This window comes from Pseudomonas helleri (assembly GCF_045830615.1).
Taxonomy (GTDB): Bacteria; Pseudomonadota; Gammaproteobacteria; order Pseudomonadales; family Pseudomonadaceae; genus Aquipseudomonas; species Aquipseudomonas helleri.
This window is the reverse complement of the sequence record NZ_CP174501.1, coordinates 3999527-4020146: the sequence shown is the minus strand read 5'-3', so window position 1 is coordinate 4020146 and position 20620 is coordinate 3999527. Positions and strand designations below refer to the sequence as shown.

The window sequence follows — 20620 nt, the reverse complement described above, 5'->3', positions numbered from 1 at the left end:
CTTTTTGGGAGGGAATGGTCTGATGTCATTGCGCAAGGCTTACGCGGCGACGTTGCAGTGGCTGAGAGTGAGGCGTGGTTTATCGCAGGCTGATTTTCAGGATAAAGCTGATCAAGGTCACATCAGTCGGCTGGAAGCCTCGTCGGTCTCAGCCAGCGTCGATCTCAGTGCAGATCTAGCTCAGGCTCTTGGCCTTCGGCCTTTGTCGTTTCTGACGCTTGTGGCTGCGGCGGATGAAGGTAAAACAGCACGCGCCGCCCTAGACGAAGTCCTGGCCGAATTGCACCAGCTCGGTGTATTGGACGAGTTTCTGCCACATGAGCCTCAAACGCTCACCCCTCCTCAAACAGCGGCGGTGGAAGGAAAGCTGAGACAGGTACAGGAGCTGAAACGCGCAGGGCTTTCGCAAACTGAAATCAGCGCGCAGCTAGGAATGCCCAGAACCACCGTTCGACGACTGTGGCATGCTCAAAATTGATTGCTGCGAACTGATCGCATATCTCATATGTGGTCACTATTCCGACCATTACATTTGTCATGATCCCAGCTCGGTATCAGCGCTGCTGATTTCGTGGTGAATTCATGATTTCGCCACGAGGCAGGTGGTAACCGCCCATTACCAGCCACGTGTCGCGAGGCGGTGAGTTCCATCGAGTGACCTACATCGCCCAAAGGAACAGGTGGTCTCACAACAGTGAGTACCTGCTAGCGAAACCTCAGACCCCCGCGTTTCGCGGTGTAGTACGGCAGAGATCTTCTCTCCGCGATTGCGATCCCGCCCTACGTAAAACTGATACTGGCTTCAGGCGCACCTGTCAAAACAGGGCGCGCGAATCAGCGTGACGCTTTACGGCTACCCCCCCTGCACATTCTTTTCAAAACTTTCAGAAGCTCCTACTCCGACCGGAGGAGACTGGAAATCTAGACTGCCGCATTGATACCCTACCAACTGAATGGTAGCCTTTCACAAGGCGGCCTTTACTGATGGTCAAAGCCTTTTACGCTTCGGACGCATTCGTCATGCGGCGGTTCAGCCTGAGACCGAAGGCCTACGTGCTAAGGAAGACTCCATATGAAAAAGCAAAAGATCACGTTCCAAAACCCCCAAGGCATCAGTCTATCTGGCCTGCTTGAAGCCCCCGATGCGCCTAGCGCATACGCTTTATTTGCCCATTGCTTTACGTGCGGAAAGGATATCAAAGCCGCAGCGAGGATTTCCAAAGCTCTGGTAGACAATAATGTGGCAGTGCTTCGCTTCGACTTTACTGGCCTAGGTGGTAGTGATGGTGACTTCTCGAATAGCAACTTTTCATCCAATGTAGCCGACCTACTCGCGGCGGCTGATTTCTTGCGTACAACGCACCAGGCTCCTTCCATATTAATTGGTCATAGTCTGGGCGGTGCGGCGGTTATCTCTGCGGCTAAGCACATCCCGGAAGCAAAGGGAGTTGTCACCATTGGGGCCCCCGCAGAAGCTGCCCATGTAATGAAGCAATTCAGGAGAGACGTGGACGCGATTAGAGATATTGGTGAATTCAAAGTTACGCTCGCAGGACGAGAGTTCACGATAAAGAAGCAGTTCCTTGATGACATCGAATCGCAGCAACAGGATCAAAACATCGCCAACCTGCAGCGCGCATTGCTTATTTTCCACTCACCAGTAGACAACGTTGTATCGATAGAACAAGCACAGAAGATCTATCTCAAGGCTAAGCATCCGAAAAGTTTCATCTCATTGGACTCAGCAGACCACCTCCTTACCAACAGCAAAGACGCAAGCTATGTAGCGTCATGCATTACAGCTTGGAGTTCGAGATACTTGTAAGACGTATTTCATCACCTTAAATCCTATAGAGGTTAATTCTATGCGGTATTGCTCAGTATTGGCTCTAAAAGCAGCCAGGGAAAGAGAGAAAAAACAACCGTTTTGTTGTGACAGTGAGTTCGCGCACCGCCAGCAGGGCAGTGATGACAGCAACCTTTGGCCAAATATTTTTGTGTCGATTGTAGTCGTCTCGCTTACTGTAGCGTTAATAGCCGACCTATGGAAATAGTAGCGCAGTGTTAATCATTAAATTAGTTTCTTTTTAAATCAGCCAACACCACTTGTCATACAGGCCGTGAAATGGTGCCAACCCATTCGGAGATTATCTATGTCTTACGACTTTGATCTATATGTAATCGGCGCAGGTTCTGGTGGCGTGCGTGCTGCTCGCTTTTCTGCCGGATTTGGCGCGAAGGTGGCAGTTGCCGAAAGTCGTTACTTGGGCGGTACGTGTGTGAACGTTGGTTGCGTGCCGAAAAAGCTACTGGTTTACGGCGCACATTTCGCCGAAGACTTCGAGCAGTCGCAGGGCTTTGGCTGGACTCCTGGTGAGGCGAAATTTGATTGGGCGACGCTGATCGCCAACAAAGATCGTGAGATCAATCGTCTGAACAATATCTATCGCGATCTGCTGGTCAGCAGCGGCGTCACCCTCCATGAGGGACACGCGAAAATCGTTGATCCGCATACCGTCGAGGTCAATGGCGAACGCTTCACAGCTAATAACATCCTGATTACTACAGGTGGCTGGCCGAAGATCCCCGAAATCCCAGGTCACGAGTACGCGATCAGCTCCAACCAAGCATTCTTTCTCAAAGATCTGCCCAGGCGCGTTCTTGTAGTCGGTGGCGGGTACATTGCCGTTGAGTTTGCCGGGATCTTCCATGGCTTAGGTGCCAGCACCACGCTGATGTATCGCGGTGATCTGTTCCTGCGCGGCTTCGACGGTACTGTACGCAAGCATTTGCAGGAAGAGTTGGCCAAGCGTGGGATGGATCTGCAATTCAATTCCGACATTGTGCGTATCGACAAGCAACCTGACGGCAGCCTGAAAGTAACCCTAAAGGATGGTCGGCAGCTTGAGACAGATTGTGTCCTCTTCGCTACGGGTAGACGCCCGATGCTCGACAACCTGGGCTTGGAAAATACGGGTGTAAACTTAGACGAAAGAGGTTTTGTTGAGGTCGATGAGCTATATCAAACTGCTGAGCCGTCAATCCTAGCTTTAGGAGACGTGATAGGGAAAGTTCAGCTCACGCCGGTCGCACTGGCCGAAGGTATGGCAGTGGCACGTCGCTTGTTCAAGCCTGAGCAATATCGTCCGGTTGACTACCAGATGATCCCGACGGCAGTCTTCAGCCAACCTAATATCGGAACCGTGGGGTTGACCGAGGATGAGGCACGGGAGGCAGGGCACGAGGTAGTAATCTTTGAAACTCGCTTCCGACCTATGAAACTGTCGTTGACCGAGTGCCAGGAGCGCACGTTGATGAAGCTCGTTGTGGATGCTAAGACCGACAAGGTCTTGGGCTGCCACATGGTAGGCCCTGAAGCCGGGGAGCTTGTGCAGGGGTTAGCGATTGCGCTGAAGTCGGGGGCGACCAAACGCATTTTCGACGAGACCATCGCCGTGCATCCTACATCCGCTGAAGAGTTTGTAACCATGCGCACCCCGGTCGGAGGCTGATCGGTTTAAGGCAGTTTTTATGCACTCAGCTCTGTCGCAATGGCAGCAGCTGGGTGTAAACGTTTTTCTCGCCGTATCGTCTTGGACGATACGCACCTCTGCATGGTTGTGCCCAGCTCCGTGTAAAGAACCTCAACCTTGATACGGCAAGCTTTACCCCCCGGAGCATTCGGCACGTGCATCCATTCGAGCAGGTGCACTGCCTTTTCAAAATAAGAATCCTACCCTAAGAAAGGCTACCTATAGGCAGTCAAACTTACTGGAAAGGCCTACCGCCCACGCTTAGAAAAATCCCCATCTAAACTATCACTAAAATCCTGTTGAGTGACATGATTGCTAATGACCTGTTGCAAGCCTACCAACTAGATGGTAGATTATATGCAGATTCAGAAATCACCCATGAACCTGCAGGGCGTTGAACGCCCACGTGAGAGCCCCATGCAAGATTGGAAGCAAACCCGCAAAGACATCAGCACTCGTCTGGTAGAGCTGAACGGCCTTTCCCCTGAAACCATGAAGGGCATGGCTGCTCTTGGTGCTGCCGGCAGCAAGACTAATCACTTGGATGCGAAAACTCGCGAACTGATCTCCCTCGCAGTAGCTGTGACAACCCGATGCGATGGCTGTATTGCATTCCACGCAGCGGAAGCTAAAAAGCTCGGTGTTACCAGCGAAGAAGTGGCCGAAGCACTGGGCGTAGCCATCAACATGAACGCTGGTGCCGCTCTGGTCTACAGCACTCATGTACTCGACGCTTTCGATAAGTCCTAAGCGTTACGCCGACTTCCTCTTAGACGATTTCGAGAGCAATCATGAATAAGCTGTTCACCCCTTACGATTTGGCGGGTATCCCGCTAAAAAACCGCGTTGTCATGGCGCCCATGACCCGCACCCGAACGTTGAACAACATCCCAAATGAATCGAACGCGCTGTATTACGCGCAACGTGCTTCTGCTGGCTTGCTGATAACCGAAGGCCTGCCTATCTCCGATGAGGCTCGTGGCTATCTGTATACCCCTGGCATTTACGAAGATGTGCACCTATCAGGTTGGCGCAACGTGACTGACGCGGTGCACGCCAAAGGCGGGAAGATTTTTGCACAGCTGTGGCACGTTGGCCGTATGTCCCACGTCTCGATACACGGCATGGTGCCTGTCTCCTCCGGCACGGTGCCTGCGGTGGATACCACAGTGTACGCCTGGATCGAACCTACCAAGGCGGGCCCTGTTCAACCGAGCGCTCCACGTGCCCTAGAAACCGAAGAAGTGAAACGCGTCATCGCGGACTTCGTTAAGTCTGCACGGATGGCGATGGATGCCGGTTTTGACGGTATCGAAATCATGGCAGCCAACGGCTTCCTGTTCGACCAATTCCTGAGCAGCGCCTTGAACACTCGTACTGATCAGTACGGTGGCTCCATCGCCAATCGCCAGCGCTTCCTATTAGAAACGATTGACGCGATTGCTGCTGAAATCGGCGGATCGAAAATTGGCGTGCGTTTCTCTCCGTTCGGTCGACTGTACGATTTCGGTGTGTACGAAGGCGAAGAAGAAACCTGGATGAGCATGGCGGCTGCCCTCAACGAACGAGAGCTGGCATTTGTTCACCTGAACTACCAGCCGACCATCCTGGCCGCGCAAACACCACCAGGTTTCGGCGCTGCGTTCCGTGAAGCTTACAAAGGCACCCTGATGGCTGCTGGCGGCTTCACCAAAGAGATCGCAGAGTCTGAGCTGGCCAAAGGCGAACTCGATCTGATCGCTTTCGGCACTGCCTACATCGCCAACCCGGATTTGGTAGAGCGCATGCAGAACGATTGGCCGCTGGCCGAGGGTGATCGCGCGACCTACTACGGGGTTAGCGATTCGATTGATAAGGGTTACACCGACTACCCGGAATACTCAGCTGCCAAAGCCTGATATTCCCATTCAAGACCTTAGGAGAACACCATGCCACTCGTGACTATCAAAGGCATCGAAGGCGTTTTTACCGACGAGCAAAAAGCAGAGGTCATTCGCAAGGTAACCGATGCTATGGTGTCGGTGGAAGGCGAAAACATGCGTGCCCTGACCTGGGTCATTTTCGAAGAGGTTAAGAGCGGAGACTGGGGGATCGCTGGCAACCCCGTCACTGCACAGGATGTTTTGAAGCTGCAAGCAGGTCAATAAGGCTTCATCGCTTAACTACTAGCTCCCTGATTGCTGAGTGCATCTACGCTCAATGGTCAGGGGGCTTTTTCCGTTCTAGAAGAACGCCCGGTTTGTGGGGGGTCACGCCGTGATTCTGATCATTTACGCCCATCCTTACCCTGAGAAATCCAACGTAAATGAGTTGATGCTCAGGTTCGCAGCGATTAATTCTGATGTTGTAATCCGCTCCCTGTACAACCTTTACCCCGATTTCAATATCGACGTTGAAGCCGAGCAAAAGGCCGTGGAGCAAGCAGACCTGTTGGTTCTCCAACACCCATTATATTGGTATAGCTACCCGCCACTTTTAAAGCTGTGGATCGATAAGGTCTTCACGCAAGGCTGGGCCTACGGTGCGGGCGCTACTGCTTTGAAAAACAAGAGTCTGCTGTGGGCCGTAACTACGGGCGGAGAGCACGATCATTTTGAAGGAGGCGACCACCCAGGCTTCGCGGTGTTGTCCCAACCCCTTCAGGCGACCGCGAATTACTGCGCGATGAACTGGTTAAGTCCTGTAGCAATTCATGGCGCATATAGAGCAGATCAAACAGCACTACTTAAGCAAATTCGTCGTTACGGCGAGCGCCTGGCCTCATGGAAGGAAGACTGAATGGAAACTCACAGCCTGATTGAAATGCTCATCTACCTGGGCTCGGCTGCCTTGATAGTCCCGATTGCCGTCCGGTTAGGATTGGGGCCTGTTTTGGGCTACCTGATAGCTGGCTGCGTGATCGGCCCCTGGGGCTTGAAGCTCGTGACTGACGTCGAGTCCATCCTGCACTTCGCCGAAATTGGCGTGGTCTTGATGCTGTTCATCATTGGCCTGGAACTCGACCCCAAGCGTCTTTGGGCCATGCGCCGTATGGTCTTCGGGGGCGGAGCTTTACAGATGTTGGCGTGCGGTGTTGCCATCGCAATATTTTGCGCAGCCCTAGGCTTGAACTGGACGGCTGCATTGTTGGTCGGCCTGACGTTGAGCCTGTCGTCGACTGCTATCGCCATGCAGGCCATGAGCGAGCGAAACATGAACTCCACCGCTGTAGGTCGTAGCAGCTTTGCGGTGTTACTTTTCCAAGACATCGCCGCGATTCCCCTGGTGGCCATGATCCCGCTCCTGGCCGCAGATGGTGGTACGCCCTCAGGGGCAGCGCTGGCCTTGTCTATCGCCAAAATCGTCGGTGCAATTGTCGCGGTCGTTCTCTTGGGTCAATACGTCTCCCGCCCCGTCCTCCGCTTCGTAGCGCGCTCAGGCCTGAGAGAAATCTTTAGTGCTGTCGCACTGTTCCTGGTGTTCGGGTTCGGCCTCTTGTTGGAAGAGGCGGGCTTATCCATGGCCATGGGCGCGTTCCTAGCCGGCGTGCTGTTGGCCAGCTCTGAATATCGTCATGCCCTGGAGAGCGATATCGAACCTTTCAAAGGACTGTTGCTGGGTTTGTTCTTCATCGGCGTAGGTATGTCGATTGACTTCGGAACGCTGATCGACGCCCCTCTGAAAGTCATCACCCTGACGTTGGGCTTCATCCTGATCAAGCTACTCGTGATCAAGCTTTTGGGTCGCTTGCTGAATGTCCCAAATGACCAGCGTTCATGGCAGGCGGTGTTCCTTGGCCAAGGCAGTGAGTTTGCCTTTGTTGTATTTGGCGCCGCCACAGTCGCCGGCATCCTGGTCGATCCTTGGGGTAAAAGCCTGACGTTGGCAGTGGCGCTGTCCATGTGTGTAACGCCTTTGTTGATCCTCTTGCTCAATCACCTGGAGTCAGCGAACAAACAGGGCAGCAAGGAAGCGGACACCATTGACCAAAGTAATCCTCGAGTGATCATCGCAGGCTTCGGAAGATTTGGTCAGATCGCGGGACGTCTGCTGATGTCCTGTGGTTTCGAGGTAGTGGTCTTGGATCACGACCCAGACCATATCGAGACACTTCGCAAGTTTGGGGTGAAGGTATTCTACGGAGATGCCACTCGTCTCGATTTACTGCACGCTGCGGGTGCCGCACAAGCCGTGGTGCTTATCAATGCCATCGACAATCAGGAAGATAATCTGGCACTGACCAAGCTGGCTCAAGAGCATTTTCCATCGCTGAAGCTGGTGGTGCGCGCTCGTGATATGGGACATATCATCACGCTGCGTCAGATGGGAATTGAAGACGTCGAGCGGGAAACCTTTGAAAGCGCGCTGTCCCTCGGGCGCAGGGCTTTGGAGCAACTCGGGATAGGCCGCTACGAAGCCCGTGAGCGTGCAGATCGGTTCCGTCGCTTGAACCTGGAAATGTTGGAGGAGATGGCGGCTCAACCCGAGGGTGATACCGATTTCAGATACGACGCTTACAAACGTGCCAACGCATTGCTAACAGAAATTTTCAATGAGGATCGCGCTCATCCAATGGACGCTGGCCCAGGTAAAAACGAGTCTTCGACATCACCAGGTGCATAGGCGACCAGACTGATGAGCATGGAGGACGCCCATTAGCTGGCGTCTTCCAGCTCAGCGATGATCGCTTTCTTCAAGGCTGAGACCGATTTAGACCCTGCGAAGACTTTCAACAACCGGCCTTCGTTAAACACGGCCAAGGATGGCACAGAGCGGATGCCGTACATCTGCGCAATCGTCGGAGACACAGCGATATCAATCCTCCCAAAAGATGCTATCGAATGGAGTTTTCCTTCGAGTTCAAGAAAGACCGGCCTCATTTCTTTACAGGGTTTGCACCAAGAGGCTGAAAACATTACGACACTGCTGCCTTTGGCTACGAAGCGAGCAAATTGGGGAGCACTCAACTCAACGATACGGATCATCTAGGTCTCTCGTTCCGTGTCAGGACAAGGCGGCACCTTGAGAGTGCCGCCATTCGATGCCAATCAAATTTTGCAGCCATCGATCCCGCAGACCTGACCTGTCAATGCGCTATCGTCGACTTTCATGCTCTCAACCATGTGGTTCAGTGCTTCAAGAAACGCAGCTTCAGGCTGCGCACCTGCCACCGAAAACTCATTGTTGAAAACGAAGAGCGGTACGCCGGAACCCAATTGGGCGGCAAACTGTTCATCCGCTTTTATCTCAGCACGCAGCTCTGCAGATGACCAAGCCAGTTGAAGGGACTCGTCCGACACACCTGCGCCTTTAGCAATCGCCGCCAAGCTGGCGCGATCAAAAAGGGACTTACCGTGGCTGGTACTCTGCTCGTACAGCGCTTCCACAAGACGTTTTTTTACCTCAGAGTCTTCAACAGCTTTTACAAGCACATGAGCATCTGCAGTGTCGCCAAACATCATGGTGTCAAAGCGGTAATCCAGCCCGTCGGCCTCGCCATATTTACTGACGGTACTCATCATCGATAAAGCGGAGTTTGCGTTTCCGAGCTTACGCTTCAAGGCCGGAATCATCGGTTCTGGGGTGTGGTTCGCAGCCAATCGATAGGCCCTAACATTGACCTGTACGTCGTCTTTCTCTGGGAAGCTTTCAAGTGCTTTCTCAAAGCGGCGCTTGGCAATCCAGCACCAAGGACACACATAATCAGACCAGATATCGACAACGTATTTTTTCGAAGGAGTTTTCATGATTTATCCTGCACGAAGAAATGAAGACTGAATTGCCGCCATTTCAAGCAAATGGTTAAAACCAGCCAAAGGGTCGGTTGATCGACCGAGTGTCCAATCAATGAGGCTGGCTCCCTCCAACATGCTCAGCAGCATGAAGGCGAAGTTTTCAGCGGTTGTCCCCAGTGACCAGTTGTGCTGCCGGACGGCGTCCTCGAGGGTGCTTTGAAGCCAGGCGAGCTGCGAATTGAAGAAATCCCTGGTGAGCCCTTGGAGCGACAGAGGCAAAGCAGCCATTTCTGCCGCCAATGCGCCGCATAACGGCAGCAGTCCCTCATTCGCGCTGATCACAAAAAGTCGGGAAAAAGCCTGTAAGCGCTGCAGTGGCTCGGAATGCATGCTCTCGATTGAGAGCAAAGTCTCATTGAACCGAGCGATGTAGTCGTTGATCAGCTCCGCGCCCAGGCACTCCTTGGTAGGAAAGTGATGGTGAATACTGGCTTTTTTGATACCGATCTTCGCGGCGAGATCAGCGTAACTAAATGCTGAATAACCCTTAGAACGCATTTGGGTTTCCGCATAACTCATCAGCGCAGCTTTTGTCGTGATAGACATTTAGAACTCCTACAGCCAGCATCCTTTCCACCGAAGCAGTGCACTGGAAAAGCGCCTCGCTCGGAGGCGCTACACGCAGTGCTCGCTACGGTACTAGGCGCGTACCGCCATCACCCCAGCATCAACATCCCAGATAGCACCGGTGACCCAGGAAGTTTTGTCGGAGAGCAAAAAGAGGATGGTGTTGGCGACGTCCTCGGGAACACCCACTCGACCCAACGGGTGGAAATCATTCAGCGACTTCATCGCATCCGGGATCGCATCCTTGTCCATGAAGCCTTCATAGATCGAGGTGTGAACAATGCCAGGTGAAACGGCGTTGACGCGGATACCTGAGTGAGCCAATTCAATTGCCAGGTTTCGGGTAACGGCATGCAGACCCGCCTTGGCCATCGAATAAGCAGTCGCTGGAGAACCGGCCAGTGCGGCTTGGGCACCAATGGAACCAACGTTGACAATGGAGCCTTCGCGCTTGGCAGCGAGCATGTTCTTGACCACAGCCTGAGTGATGAAGAATGTAGCGCGGTTCAGATCCAGGTACATGTCGTAGTCAGCCTCATCGTGCTCGATGAAAGGCTTCGGAATGAAGATGCCTGCAGAGTTCACCATGAAACCAATGTCGCTATGGTTGGCATTGATCTCGTTGCGTACATGATTCATCCCTTCCTCCGTCATGAGGTTGGCAACGATCACGGATACGTTCCCTAGCGGACTCAGCTCGGCACGCACAGCGTCGGCTTTATCCTGTTTGCTGCCGGTGAGAACCACGCTGCCGCCTGACTTCAAGAACTGGCGAGCTGTTTCCAGGCCCATGCCACTCGTGCCGCCGACGACCAACAGTTTTTTGCCATTAAAAAAATCGTTCATTGCAGGCGCCGTTTATCCAGATTTCATTGAGGGTGGCACCGGCAAGCAGACTGCCGGTGCACGCCAGTGCTCGGATGTGACCAGGCTTGGGATCAGCCCTCGCGCACTTCGAGGGTTGGCACCATGCGAATGGCTCTGGAGAAGTTTGCGTAGTTGACCGAAGTCTTAAGCACCAGGTTGTGCAGCTCTTCTACACGCTCACGCGAGGCGTCGGTGTGCAGGCGAATGACAACACTCACTTCGTCGTAGCCAGGGTTAACGCTTTCGTCGATGCCCAGGAAGCCGCGCAGGTCGAGGGTGCCGTCAGTCTCGATCTCCAGGCTGTGAATTTTGATGCCCATCATCGCGGCATTGGCGGCATAGCCGACCGACATGCAGGCGTTGAGAGCAGCCATCAGCAGCTCCTGAGGGTTAGGCGCAGTGTTTTCACCCAGCAATTCATTTGGCTCGTCTGCAACGATTTCGAAATCACGCGAGTAAATTTCACCGGCGAGGCTGTAGCGACTTACTTTGGCCACGGAGCGGGTCTGGCCTTTCCACGCGGTCTTAACGTTGAAGCTGGCATGGCGCTTGTTCGCATCCTCAGCAACACCTTGAGCAAACTGTTGCAGGGCAGCTACGTCAATACCGTTCAGGTTGTTAGTCATTTGGTAAATCCTCTAGGTTACGTAAGGTCGCTTGAATGAATCGTTGACCAAACAACCCTACCAACTAGATGGTTTGCTTGCAAGGAGTTTAGCAAAATTGTTAAGCGGGTAGCTGTAGAGACCCGCATATTGGAGTGCGCATCGAGGCCTCTCCCCCGCGAGTAAATCCAGGTTAATCAATGGGATAGGGCAATTACTGGTCAAGAATCAGAGAGATAGCGTGGGAGGAATCAACTGTTCCACATCCGCTGAGCGGCTGTTTGAAAGGGAAATACGATTAGAAAATGCTGACAGGGATGTGCTCTATTCTTGCCCGAGCCGAGCCGAGCCGAGCCGAGCCGAGCCGTGCAGTGCCAAGCCATCCGCTGACTTGGCACTGCACGATTTCAGTGGATCTGCCCCGCGTGCAAATGGCTACCTACAGTAGCTTGAAAGTCTTTACGCGGTATCAGTGCTGCAGGTATGCCCTTCAACAAAAGAACAGCTCCGCATGCAAGTACAGCTGAGAAAATGCATAGGCCGTAGTTTATGGATCCGGTAGTGATCTTGATCCAACCGATCACAGCTGGACTGGTGAAACCGCCCAGCAAGCCAATGGAATTGATTGCGGCGATTCCACCTGCTGCCGCAGAACCGGACATGTAGGAGGTTGGAATTGTCCAGAAAACGGGCATCGCAGTCAGTATGCACGTAGCTGCTAGCGTGATCGCGCCCAAAGAAACCACCAAGCTTTGGCCGAACCACGCAACCATTAAAAGCCCGATGCAACCACCGAACATACAAACAGCCAAATGCCAACGGCGCTCCTGTTTCTTGTCAGAGTGTTTGCATATCAAGATCATTCCAATTACACCTACGATATAGGGTATTGCAGTCAGCAGGCCTATATTTACTGCGTCGGAAATTCCGTGCTCTCGAATCAGAGATGGCAACCAAAAGCTTATAATGTACAAGCTAGCCGAGATAGAGAAGTAAACAGCGCCGAGAATATAAAGTCGATAATCCTTCAGTGCTGCACCAAAATGATGAGTCTTCCCTTTATCACTTGAGTTCTCTTCCGCCAAGGCGTCAACAACAACGCTCTTCTCGCTGTTACTGAGCCAGCTGGCTTCGTTAGGACTATTCGAGAGCACAAAGAATACAGAGATACCCAATATTAGAGTCGGGATCGCCTCAATCACGAACATCCACTGCCAGCCCCGGTAGCCGAGCACACCATCCATGTGGGCCAGCAGCCAACCCGAAACGGGCCCGCCGATTATTCCTGCAACTGCGATTGCGGACATAAACATCGCAATGATTTTTCCTCTCATTGCAGACGGATACCAGAATGTCAGGTAAAGGACGATTCCTGGGAAAAACCCGGCCTCAAACGCACCTAGAAGAAATCGTGCAATATAGAATTGCATTGGTGTCTGGATAAACGCAAAGCTGCCCGAGATCAGTCCCCAAACAATCATGATGCGCATTAGCGTAAGCCGGGCGCCAATTTTCTCCAGAATCAGATTGCTAGGTATTTCGAACAAAAAATAGCCTAGGAAGAAAATTCCAGCACCCAACCCGTATACAGCGTCTGAAAAATCCAAATCCTGTTTTATATGAATGGCCGCAAATCCGATATTCACACGATCAAGATAGGCGAAGACATAGCATATAAAAAGGAAAGGAATTAGGCGAATCGTGATTTTTCTGTAGATATCAGGCGCCAGCACACAGACATCCGCGCCACCTGCCTCTTGGCCGCTCACAGTATTTGATTTATTCATGATGATGCCCACCAGAACCGAAAGGCATCGAAGAGCAGTACAGTTTTGGGTTAGCAGGCTTGTAGATTCTTGCCGCTATAAATTGAGAGGTTATCATTTTTATTCTCCCGTTAGTTTGTTTGCGAGGAGTGATCCCCCTCGCTTTTAAGTAGCTGTTACAAACCTAGGTATCCTTTAAAAGCTCTAGCAGGGCGGGCTCGCATCATGTCTTCGATTGGATCACATCCCCAACCTGGAGTATCAGGCACAACCATTGCGCCATTTTGTATTTCGGGTATATAACTAAAAAGATCCTTGTCCCACGCCAGGCGATCAATATCGTGTTCCATGATCCTGAGGTTCGGAACCGCAGCCGCGAAGTGCACGTTCATCATTGTTGCTTGATGGCTATAAAAGTTATGAGGCGCGATATTTACGTCTAGTGCATCTGCCACATGCGCAATTTTCATGGATTGCCACACTCCATTCCAAACTGCATCAATGATCGCAACGTCAACGGCTTGAGCTTGTAGATACGGTAGGAACTGACGTATGCCGAACAGCGTTTCGCAGGCAGCGATTGGTGCGTGGCTTTGCGAGCGTATGTATGCGAGAGCCTGGGGATTATAACTGTCCAGTTCTATCCAAAAAAAATCATAGTCACGCAGCGCTTTGATGATCTTCACGAACCCTTCAGTTTTGAAGTTGAAGTTCAAGTCGATCAGGAGCTCTGTGTCTGGGCCCGCACCTGCTATCAATGCATCAAGGTGGGAGCGCACACTCGTGACCAGCTTCTTATCCAAGTTCAGGGAAGGCTCGTACGGAGCCGCGAATCCTGGCATCCACTGCCGAATACCGCGCTCATCATGGACAAACAAATTTGTTTTAACCGCCGGGACTCCAAGCTCGCGTGCGTCCACGCCAGCCTGCGTAACCCCACCCAGATCGGTGATGACCGGACTGTAAAATTTTGGATGGTTGATGCGCCAGGTAGCGCAATGCGACCAGTACACGGGAATGCTATCTCTGTGCTTTCCGCCCAGGAGCTCATAGCACGGTACTCCTAGCGCCTTCCCTTTGAGATCAAGAAGCGCATTCTCGAAAGCCCCGAGAGCTTCTGCCGCCAGTCCGTGGGGAGCTGGTCTCAAGGTCGCAGCAAGTGGGCCAATCACCGCTTCATGACCCAAAACTGACTGCCCTATAAGTCTGGGTGCAATTTTTTCGATCACGCCAGTGAGGCCAGCGGGCCCGAATGCTTCGTCGTATTCGGCCCACCCTACAGTCCCATCGTCAGCAACGATCTTGAGGTAATGGTAATTCCGCCAACCTGCGTCACAAGCAATAGTTTCGATCTGTTCAATACGCATTCTTATTGTTCTCCAAGGCCATATCGTCCAACAGTTAATTGTTAACAATCGACGAGATCGATCCTAGGCCGAAAGCTTTGGCTCGTCAACACCCTCTCGAAGCCCCTCTTTTCCAGCGGGTCGGAGGCTAACGAAGCTAATTGTTAACTGTTGACAGCTACCAGCTCGGTTGCCACTATCGTGGCATGAATCAGAAAAATGCCCACTCCATTTCCGGCGAAAATATCGACCGCCGTAGCCTCGACCGCAAAGCAGCAGACTGCATCCGGGATGCCATAATTTCTGGGCAGCTTCCTCTTGGCTCTCGCCTGACCGAGATCGGTTTGGCGACGCAGATCGGTCTATCTCGCTCGACGATACGTGCGGCCTTGCACCGGTTAAGCGGGGAAGGATTGGTGGTTCAGCACGCTTACACGGGGTGGGAGGTGTTTTCGCTTTCCTCTCAAGACGCACGCGAGCTGTATACCCTGCGGAGCTGCCTCGAAGGTCTGGCTGCCAGGCTTGCTGCGGAAACTATCGATGAGGTGGGCAAGACCACCTTGCTGACAGCGCTCAATACCCTTGAGATCGCAATTGGAGCCGAAGACTGGCGCGGGATTGCTGGGGCAGATCTGGCGGTGCACAAGCTTATCGTGTCGATTGCCGGGCATCGACGGCTTCTAGAGCAGTATGCGCTGATCATTGATACAGTGTTGCTCTACATCCTCCATACCAACAGGATGGTGGAGAGTGCAGAGTCGATCTACCCAGAACACAGGGCTTTGGTAGACGCAATTGTGTCTGGTGACAGCATCTTGGCTGAGCGCTTAGCGGCAGATCACGTCACCTCCCACGGACAAAGGCTTGTGAAGTCCTTGGAAGCTACCGGGCATTGAGCTTGCCCCTAGTAGCTCTGAAAATCGAAATGTAATCTTGGCTTCTGGTCGCCTAACCGGTTTCGTGCTGCGAGCGTAACTCACTGCCACCATAGACCGACCATCAGACTAAAAGCGACAGCAGATCTGCGTTCGGGATTGCGTGACCAGCAACGCCTTATTGGACTGGTATCGAATCACGTGTAAATGCTCACGGCGCTCCAGGCAAAGCCCTGTCTTCCTCTAGCCACCCCATCGTTAATTTCAGATTGATCCTCCGCTCCCTCATTCCCTGACATCGAGTCAGGAACACCCGAGTTCATATCTAGTTCCGCCGTGTGGGCTACGTTCATCACGAATCAACCTGCTCAATCCGCAGAAGCATGCTCCACATCACCGCGTGCCCACCAACCCATCGCCGAAGCGCTGCCGAGGATGAGCTTAGTCGAAAGGCGCTAAAAGCCTACCTAATGATAGACATTTAAAAAATGTAGATTAGTATGCGAAGGAGGCGATATGAATCTCAGCCGACACTCACCTACAAGCGTGGTCATCCGGAAGCTCGTATGAATACCTACAAGAATGCATCAACCCTTTTGGCCCACGCGTCAATTGATCCGGAGCAGCATCACGGTTTTGTGAATACACCTGTCTACCGAGGCTCGACCGTCGCGTTTCCCACATGTGAATCGATGCGTGAAGGGCGTCAGAAATATGCCTACGGACGCTGGAACAATCCTTCTACCGAGGCCCTCACCCAGGCCATCCAGCTTTTGGAAGGGGCAGAAGGCACTGTTCTATGCCCTTCAGGGCTCTCTGCTTGTACAACTGCCATACTTTCAGTAGTGGGGATGGGTGATCATGTTTTGATCGCTGACAACGTGTATGCGCCTATCAGAGCCTTCTGTAAGCAGGTGGGTGAGCGTATGGGGATCGAAGTGTCGTTTTACGATCCCACTATAGGGGCAGGCATCAGTGATCTCCTTCGATCCAACACCAGAGCCATCTACCTTGAATCGCCAGGCTCACTGACATTAGAAATACAGGATATCCCCGCAATAGCCAAAGTTGCTCATGATAATGACATTCTTGTCATTGCAGATAATACATGGGGCACGCCGCTTTACTGCCAAGCGTTAGAGCTTGGTGTAGACCTGTCAATAATGGCAGCAACCAAGTACATTGTTGGCCATTCAGACGCAGTTCTTGGCACCGTGTCCGCATCCAAGCGTGCTTGGGAGAGTCTTAAGAAATACCATTTCAGCATGGGTTTATTTGCTAGCCCTGACGATGTGACACTAGCTCTTCGGGGATTGAGGACGCTGGATGTGCGACTGGAGCGACACTATAGAAATGCAACAATAGTAGCCAAGTGGTTGGAGAGCCGAGAGGAAGTAACCGGGGTCTATTATCCGGCATTGGAGTCCCATCCCCAACACGAATTGTGGAAGCGAGATTTTAAAGGGGCATCTGGTTTGCTGTCGTTTACCACAACGCCTTCTTCGCAGTTAGCTGCTGACGCTATCTTGGACAGTCTATCGCTGTTTTCAATTGGTTACTCTTGGGGTGGCTTTGAAAGCCTGGCAATGATGGCAGATCCAAAGCCTGTCAGAAGTGCTACACGCTGGGAAATTGATGGTCATTTGATCCGACTCCACATTGGCCTTGAGGATCCATACGACCTTATCGCGGATCTTGAGAATGGCTTTGCGCAATTTAACAAGTTGCGTAATCAGTAGTAGCTGATATTTCTTGAAAAGTGCATTTAGCACAGTTTCAATCGGACTGTGCTGCAAGGCAGGTAATACCGTATTCGTCCAGTTAGGAGCGTCTGGTGCCAACAATTAAGCAGTTTTCTTTCAATGGGCCCAGCAAAGTAATCACCCTTACCATTCTGGCCATGCTAGCCTTTGCAGCCAACTCGCTACTATGCCGAGTTGCACTTCGTCACACTGAAATAGATCCTACATCTTTTACACTGATCCGGTTATTAAGCGGAGCTATCATGCTCTGGGTGATTGTAGCAATTAAAGGTGTTCGCGCCCGGCGCTCTGGAACTTGGCTTGGTGCCTTCACATTATTTGTCTACGCTTTCGCTTTTTCGTACGCGTACGTACATTTGGAAACTGGAGCAGGCGCACTCCTGCTGTTCGGCGCAGTGCAACTCACCATGCTGGGATACGGGTATTACAAAGGCGAAAGGATGCAAGCAGTGGCGATTCTGGGCCTCGTACTCGCCATAGGAGGGCTGGTTGCCTTACTGCTTCCAGGAGCGACATCGCCTGCGCCGGCTAGTGCTGCACTAATGGCGCTTTCAGGGTTCGCATGGGCCATCTACTCCTTGATTGGTAGGCACTCGAATGACCCGCTCAATTCAAGCGCGTGGAATTTCCTGAGAGCCATTCCCTTCATGCTTTTGGCCTCAACACCTTTCCTCGGTCACCTGTCCATCGATCTTACAGGTGCTCTTTGTGCGATTGGTTCAGGCGCGATTGCTTCGGGAGTAGGTTATGCGATTTGGTACGCAGCCTTGCGTACGCTTCCCTCATTCCAGGCGGCCTCCATCCAGCTGAGCGTTCCTGTATTAGCATCGCTGGCGGGAGCTCTAGTTTTAAACGAAAGCCTCACCTCTCGTTTAGTGATCACATCACTTGCCGTACTGGGAGGCATCGGTCTAATACTGAGCGGTAAACGTTCAGCGGAATCACGCCGGTGAAGAGCCTTACAATAAGGCTCTCAATGCTTAGATTGAGGAACTAAAAGCCCGGCCAGAATCAAATCAAACCCAGAAGACTTCTGATAATCATCGTTCATGGCCCACGAGACAAAGCTTGCACCCTCAAGAGTGTTCAGCATGAACCTCGACACCTTAGTAACATCCAGATCGGCTTTGAACTCACCCATGGCTTGCCCATGAGCAAGGTTCCCCTGGAGCCAAGTGAGATGGATTTCAAAAAAATCCTTAGTCAATGCCCGTAGACTTTCAGGCAAGGCTAAAAGCTCTGCGGCCAAGGCGCCGCAGAGTGGAAGCATTCCATTTTCACTGCTATTCGAGAACATCAAGGCAAAGGCGTTTAGTCGGTCGACAACGCAGGTATTTTCGTCATTGATAGCGTCTAGCTGATTTCTGAAACGAAACAGGTAGCTTTCGACAATGGCAATCGCCATGCCTTCCTTGGTAGGGAAATGGTGGTGAATGCTTGCCTTCTTGATACCAATGTCTTCTGCCAGATCGGCATAGCTGAAGGCCGCATAGCCCTTTGTGCGCAACAGGATTTCAGCGCTGGTCAAAAGGTCTGAACGTGTACTCATGATGCGGCATCCGAATTTGTCATCCGGACATCATAAATTAGTCACTCCTCATAAGACAGCGTTCGCAATGAGCAGCACCGCGCTACCTGATGCGTGAAACGCTCTGAAATGCCAGCCACAACAGGTTCGCGGCTGTGAGCGTTCATTCCTGCCGAGAACATCAAGCGATGTCGGTCGCCAGAGCGCAGCTTCGAAGTGACTGCTCGCTGCTCCCCCCAACCTCATTAGGTGACTTTTGCGTCCCCAGGCACACGCGCAAAATCTTGGAGTGCTGGGTAAAAATTGCTGAAGTCTGCGCTCAGCAGCTCATAGTTGCCTTCGAGATGTTCGAACAAGCCATCAAGGCCCTCTGGTCTGGAGAGGCGCTTCGAGATTACGCCCAGGCCATATCCAATCATTTCAATGTCTCTGTAAGCGCACAGCCAGTCCTCCGAGATCATCAAGGGCACGACCTGCGCCAGTGACGAAGGAAGGTTAGGCTCTGCCTCCAGCATCCCGTAAATATGCTGCGCGAAGTCATCCAGCGGGACGTTAGAGTATTGCTCCCAATCCCGCGCGAGGCAGTGGTCAAAAAACATATCGAGAGCGATCCCCGCATAGCGCCTTTTCTCGCTGGGAAATCGTGACAGCGCTCGCTTGACGACCCGGTGGGCGTCAGTGAATGCATCAATCGTACGATGCAGCTGAATCGCAGCCTCAGTTTTAGGAGAAAAGCGCCCTGCGAGTGGGCCTTTAACAAAGTCCCCGTACAGGCTACCCAAGAGCTCGTCAGTAGACTGCCCCCCCAAGGTGCAGATGAGCCAAATAATTCATCCAATGCCCCTCCATGCAGGTAGCGGTCGACGGTCAAGATAGCAGAGTCGCAAATGTCCTATCTACTAGATGGGTTCGTTCCAGGGTCTTATCAACTTTGAACTTATTTTGAAGTTCATCCCCCTAAAGCTCTGCAGATCGCCGCTAGCTCAGCTGAATCTGAGCTGCTCACTCACGAAGGTACTGAAATTATGAAAAGCGAACAGGTTGAAGGCGTTGTAGAGAAGGTTGCCGGCAAAGCTCAAAGCGCAGTGGGAAAACTACTGGGTGATTCGAAGATTGAAGCCGAAGGTGCGGGACGCCAAGCTGCTGGCCAGCTGACTCAAACCTATGGCGATGCGCTTGATAGCGTGTCTAGATTCGCGAAAGAAAAACCAGTGGCTGCAATCGCGATTGGTGCAGTAGCCCTGCTGGTACTTAACCGGCTACTGCGCCGCTGATCCAGGCTGATTCAGGCAGGAAGGACTCTCCAATAGAGAGCTGCCTCTTGCGCTCATCCTCCCGCCCCTTGATCCTGCCCATCGGTCGGTAATGGGGGCGGTTGTACCGATCCAACGCCAATACCCCGTGATCGGAAGGGAAATTTATCGTGACGTTGCAGCATGATCTATTGGGCGCTCTGCCAACGGGTCTGCAAAATCACTGATCTTCGTGAAGACCGTCATCAAATAATGGCTCAAACGCCGTAGCGTTTGTTTCCTCCCGACGTTATGCAGTACCGACCACCTCGAGGCCCAATGCACACGTTGCCTGATGAGCAAGGACAGGACGAGCCGTACGCAGGTAGCTGTTGGCGAGCAGGCTGTAGTGGCTGAGTCACTGATTTGCGTTTCGAAACGATATAGCAGCCCGGCCCGCTGCACAGGCTTTTTGACGAAAGCCATTTCGAAGACTGACCGTCAGTGCTGATGCGTGCCCAATCATTCTTCGTCTCGAAAATCTGAACCTTTTCTCCTCGCTTCAGCTTCGAGACGACCTTGCCACCTGGTTGATCCCGGACATTGAGATTATCAGCACTTACAAAGTGCTCAGTCGCAGAGGCGGGAGCCGGCGCAGAGAACTGAGCTGGCGAAATTGACGTTAGCGTATTTGGCGTGCTCGGGACGCTCGGTTGTACCGGGGCAGGAGGGGCGTCTTTCTTCCCCATTCCCCACAGAACGGC

Annotated in this window: 21 protein-coding genes and 1 pseudogene; 12 read left to right on the top strand and 10 right to left on the bottom strand. The window is 52.5% G+C overall.

Going from position 1 to position 20620, the window contains the following annotated elements:
• The first annotated feature begins 22 nt into the window (after positions 1-22).
• The 8 genes from ACJJU9_RS18115 to kefC all read left to right on the top strand — a co-directional run bounded on the left by ACJJU9_RS18115 (position 23) and on the right by kefC (position 8135).
• Positions 23-478, top strand: coding sequence for a helix-turn-helix domain-containing protein (locus ACJJU9_RS18115; RefSeq protein ID WP_407729176.1), 456 nt, complete (start codon positions 23-25; stop codon positions 476-478).
• 594 nt (positions 479-1072) lie between these two features.
• Positions 1073-1825, top strand: coding sequence for an alpha/beta hydrolase family protein (locus ACJJU9_RS18110; RefSeq protein ID WP_407729175.1), 753 nt, complete (start codon positions 1073-1075; stop codon positions 1823-1825).
• 328 nt (positions 1826-2153) lie between these two features.
• Entirely contained in the window at positions 2154-3512 is a 1359-nt protein-coding gene (gene gorA, locus ACJJU9_RS18105) for a glutathione-disulfide reductase (protein WP_407729174.1), read from the top strand.
• A 438-nt stretch (positions 3513-3950) separates the two neighbouring features.
• Positions 3951-4283 (top strand): carboxymuconolactone decarboxylase family protein, encoded by a 333-nt coding sequence (locus tag ACJJU9_RS18100; RefSeq protein ID WP_407729173.1) that lies wholly within the window; start codon positions 3951-3953, stop codon positions 4281-4283.
• A 41-nt stretch (positions 4284-4324) separates the two neighbouring features.
• Positions 4325-5431: an alkene reductase gene (locus tag ACJJU9_RS18095; RefSeq protein ID WP_407729172.1), complete on the top strand. Its 1107-nt coding sequence runs from the start codon at positions 4325-4327 to the stop codon at positions 5429-5431.
• A 30-nt stretch (positions 5432-5461) separates the two neighbouring features.
• Positions 5462-5680 (top strand): 4-oxalocrotonate tautomerase family protein, encoded by a 219-nt coding sequence (locus ACJJU9_RS18090; protein ID WP_122797573.1) that lies wholly within the window; start codon positions 5462-5464, stop codon positions 5678-5680.
• Positions 5681-5789: 109 nt separating this feature from the next.
• A complete protein-coding gene (gene kefF, locus ACJJU9_RS18085; protein ID WP_407729171.1) occupies positions 5790-6311 on the top strand; it encodes a glutathione-regulated potassium-efflux system oxidoreductase KefF in 522 nt (173 codons plus the stop codon).
• A complete protein-coding gene (gene kefC, locus ACJJU9_RS18080) occupies positions 6312-8135 on the top strand; it encodes a glutathione-regulated potassium-efflux system protein KefC (protein WP_407729170.1) in 1824 nt (607 codons plus the stop codon). It abuts the gene before it with no gap.
• Between the two features lie 32 nt (positions 8136-8167).
• Here kefC and ACJJU9_RS18075 read toward each other — a convergent pair whose 3' ends face one another.
• The 7 genes from ACJJU9_RS18075 to ACJJU9_RS18045 form a co-directional block, all read right to left on the bottom strand.
• A complete protein-coding gene (locus tag ACJJU9_RS18075) occupies positions 8168-8497 on the bottom strand; it encodes a thioredoxin family protein (protein WP_407729169.1) in 330 nt (109 codons plus the stop codon).
• A gap of 63 nt (positions 8498-8560) precedes the next feature.
• Positions 8561-9259: a DsbA family oxidoreductase gene (locus ACJJU9_RS18070; protein ID WP_407729168.1), complete on the bottom strand. Its 699-nt coding sequence runs from the start codon at positions 9257-9259 to the stop codon at positions 8561-8563.
• A 3-nt stretch (positions 9260-9262) separates the two neighbouring features.
• Positions 9263-9853, bottom strand: a complete 591-nt coding sequence (locus ACJJU9_RS18065; RefSeq protein WP_407729167.1) for a TetR/AcrR family transcriptional regulator — start codon at positions 9851-9853, stop codon at positions 9263-9265.
• Between the two features lie 93 nt (positions 9854-9946).
• The gene (locus ACJJU9_RS18060; protein WP_407729166.1) at positions 9947-10720 is read right to left on the bottom strand and encodes an SDR family NAD(P)-dependent oxidoreductase; all 774 of its coding nucleotides are present in this window, start codon (positions 10718-10720) and stop codon (positions 9947-9949) included.
• Positions 10721-10812: 92 nt separating this feature from the next.
• Complete coding sequence (locus ACJJU9_RS18055) at positions 10813-11367, bottom strand: OsmC family protein (RefSeq protein WP_407729165.1); 555 nt, start codon at positions 11365-11367, stop codon at positions 10813-10815.
• A gap of 386 nt (positions 11368-11753) precedes the next feature.
• A complete protein-coding gene (locus ACJJU9_RS18050; protein WP_407729164.1) occupies positions 11754-13133 on the bottom strand; it encodes an MFS transporter in 1380 nt (459 codons plus the stop codon).
• A gap of 155 nt (positions 13134-13288) precedes the next feature.
• Positions 13289-14479, bottom strand: a complete 1191-nt coding sequence (locus ACJJU9_RS18045) for a mandelate racemase/muconate lactonizing enzyme family protein (RefSeq protein WP_407729163.1) — start codon at positions 14477-14479, stop codon at positions 13289-13291.
• A gap of 140 nt (positions 14480-14619) precedes the next feature.
• Here ACJJU9_RS18045 and ACJJU9_RS18040 point away from each other — a divergent pair, with 140 nt between their 5' ends.
• The 3 genes from ACJJU9_RS18040 (at position 14620) to ACJJU9_RS18030 (ending at position 18049) form a co-directional block, all read left to right on the top strand.
• Entirely contained in the window at positions 14620-15354 is a 735-nt protein-coding gene (locus tag ACJJU9_RS18040; RefSeq protein WP_407729162.1) for a GntR family transcriptional regulator, read from the top strand.
• Positions 15355-15899: 545 nt separating this feature from the next.
• Positions 15900-17072 (top strand): cystathionine beta-lyase, encoded by a 1173-nt coding sequence (gene metC / locus ACJJU9_RS18035; protein ID WP_407729161.1) that lies wholly within the window; start codon positions 15900-15902, stop codon positions 17070-17072.
• Positions 17073-17167: 95 nt separating this feature from the next.
• Complete coding sequence (locus ACJJU9_RS18030) at positions 17168-18049, top strand: DMT family transporter (protein WP_407729160.1); 882 nt, start codon at positions 17168-17170, stop codon at positions 18047-18049.
• Between the two features lie 20 nt (positions 18050-18069).
• On the opposite strand, the gene ACJJU9_RS18025 is transcribed toward ACJJU9_RS18030, so the two are convergent.
• Complete coding sequence (locus ACJJU9_RS18025; protein WP_407729159.1) at positions 18070-18645, bottom strand: TetR/AcrR family transcriptional regulator; 576 nt, start codon at positions 18643-18645, stop codon at positions 18070-18072.
• 224 nt (positions 18646-18869) lie between these two features.
• Positions 18870-19458, bottom strand: a pseudogene (locus ACJJU9_RS18020) (ACP phosphodiesterase).
• A 191-nt stretch (positions 19459-19649) separates the two neighbouring features.
• On the opposite strand from ACJJU9_RS18020, the gene ACJJU9_RS18015 reads away from it, so the two are divergent.
• Positions 19650-19898: a CsbD family protein gene (locus ACJJU9_RS18015; RefSeq protein WP_330514949.1), complete on the top strand. Its 249-nt coding sequence runs from the start codon at positions 19650-19652 to the stop codon at positions 19896-19898.
• Positions 19899-20134: 236 nt separating this feature from the next.
• Here the strand turns inward: ACJJU9_RS18015 and ACJJU9_RS18010 are convergent, their stop codons facing one another.
• Positions 20135-20605, bottom strand: coding sequence for an SH3 domain-containing protein (locus ACJJU9_RS18010; protein ID WP_407731009.1), 471 nt, complete (start codon positions 20603-20605; stop codon positions 20135-20137).
• Positions 20606-20620: the final 15 nt, after the last annotated feature.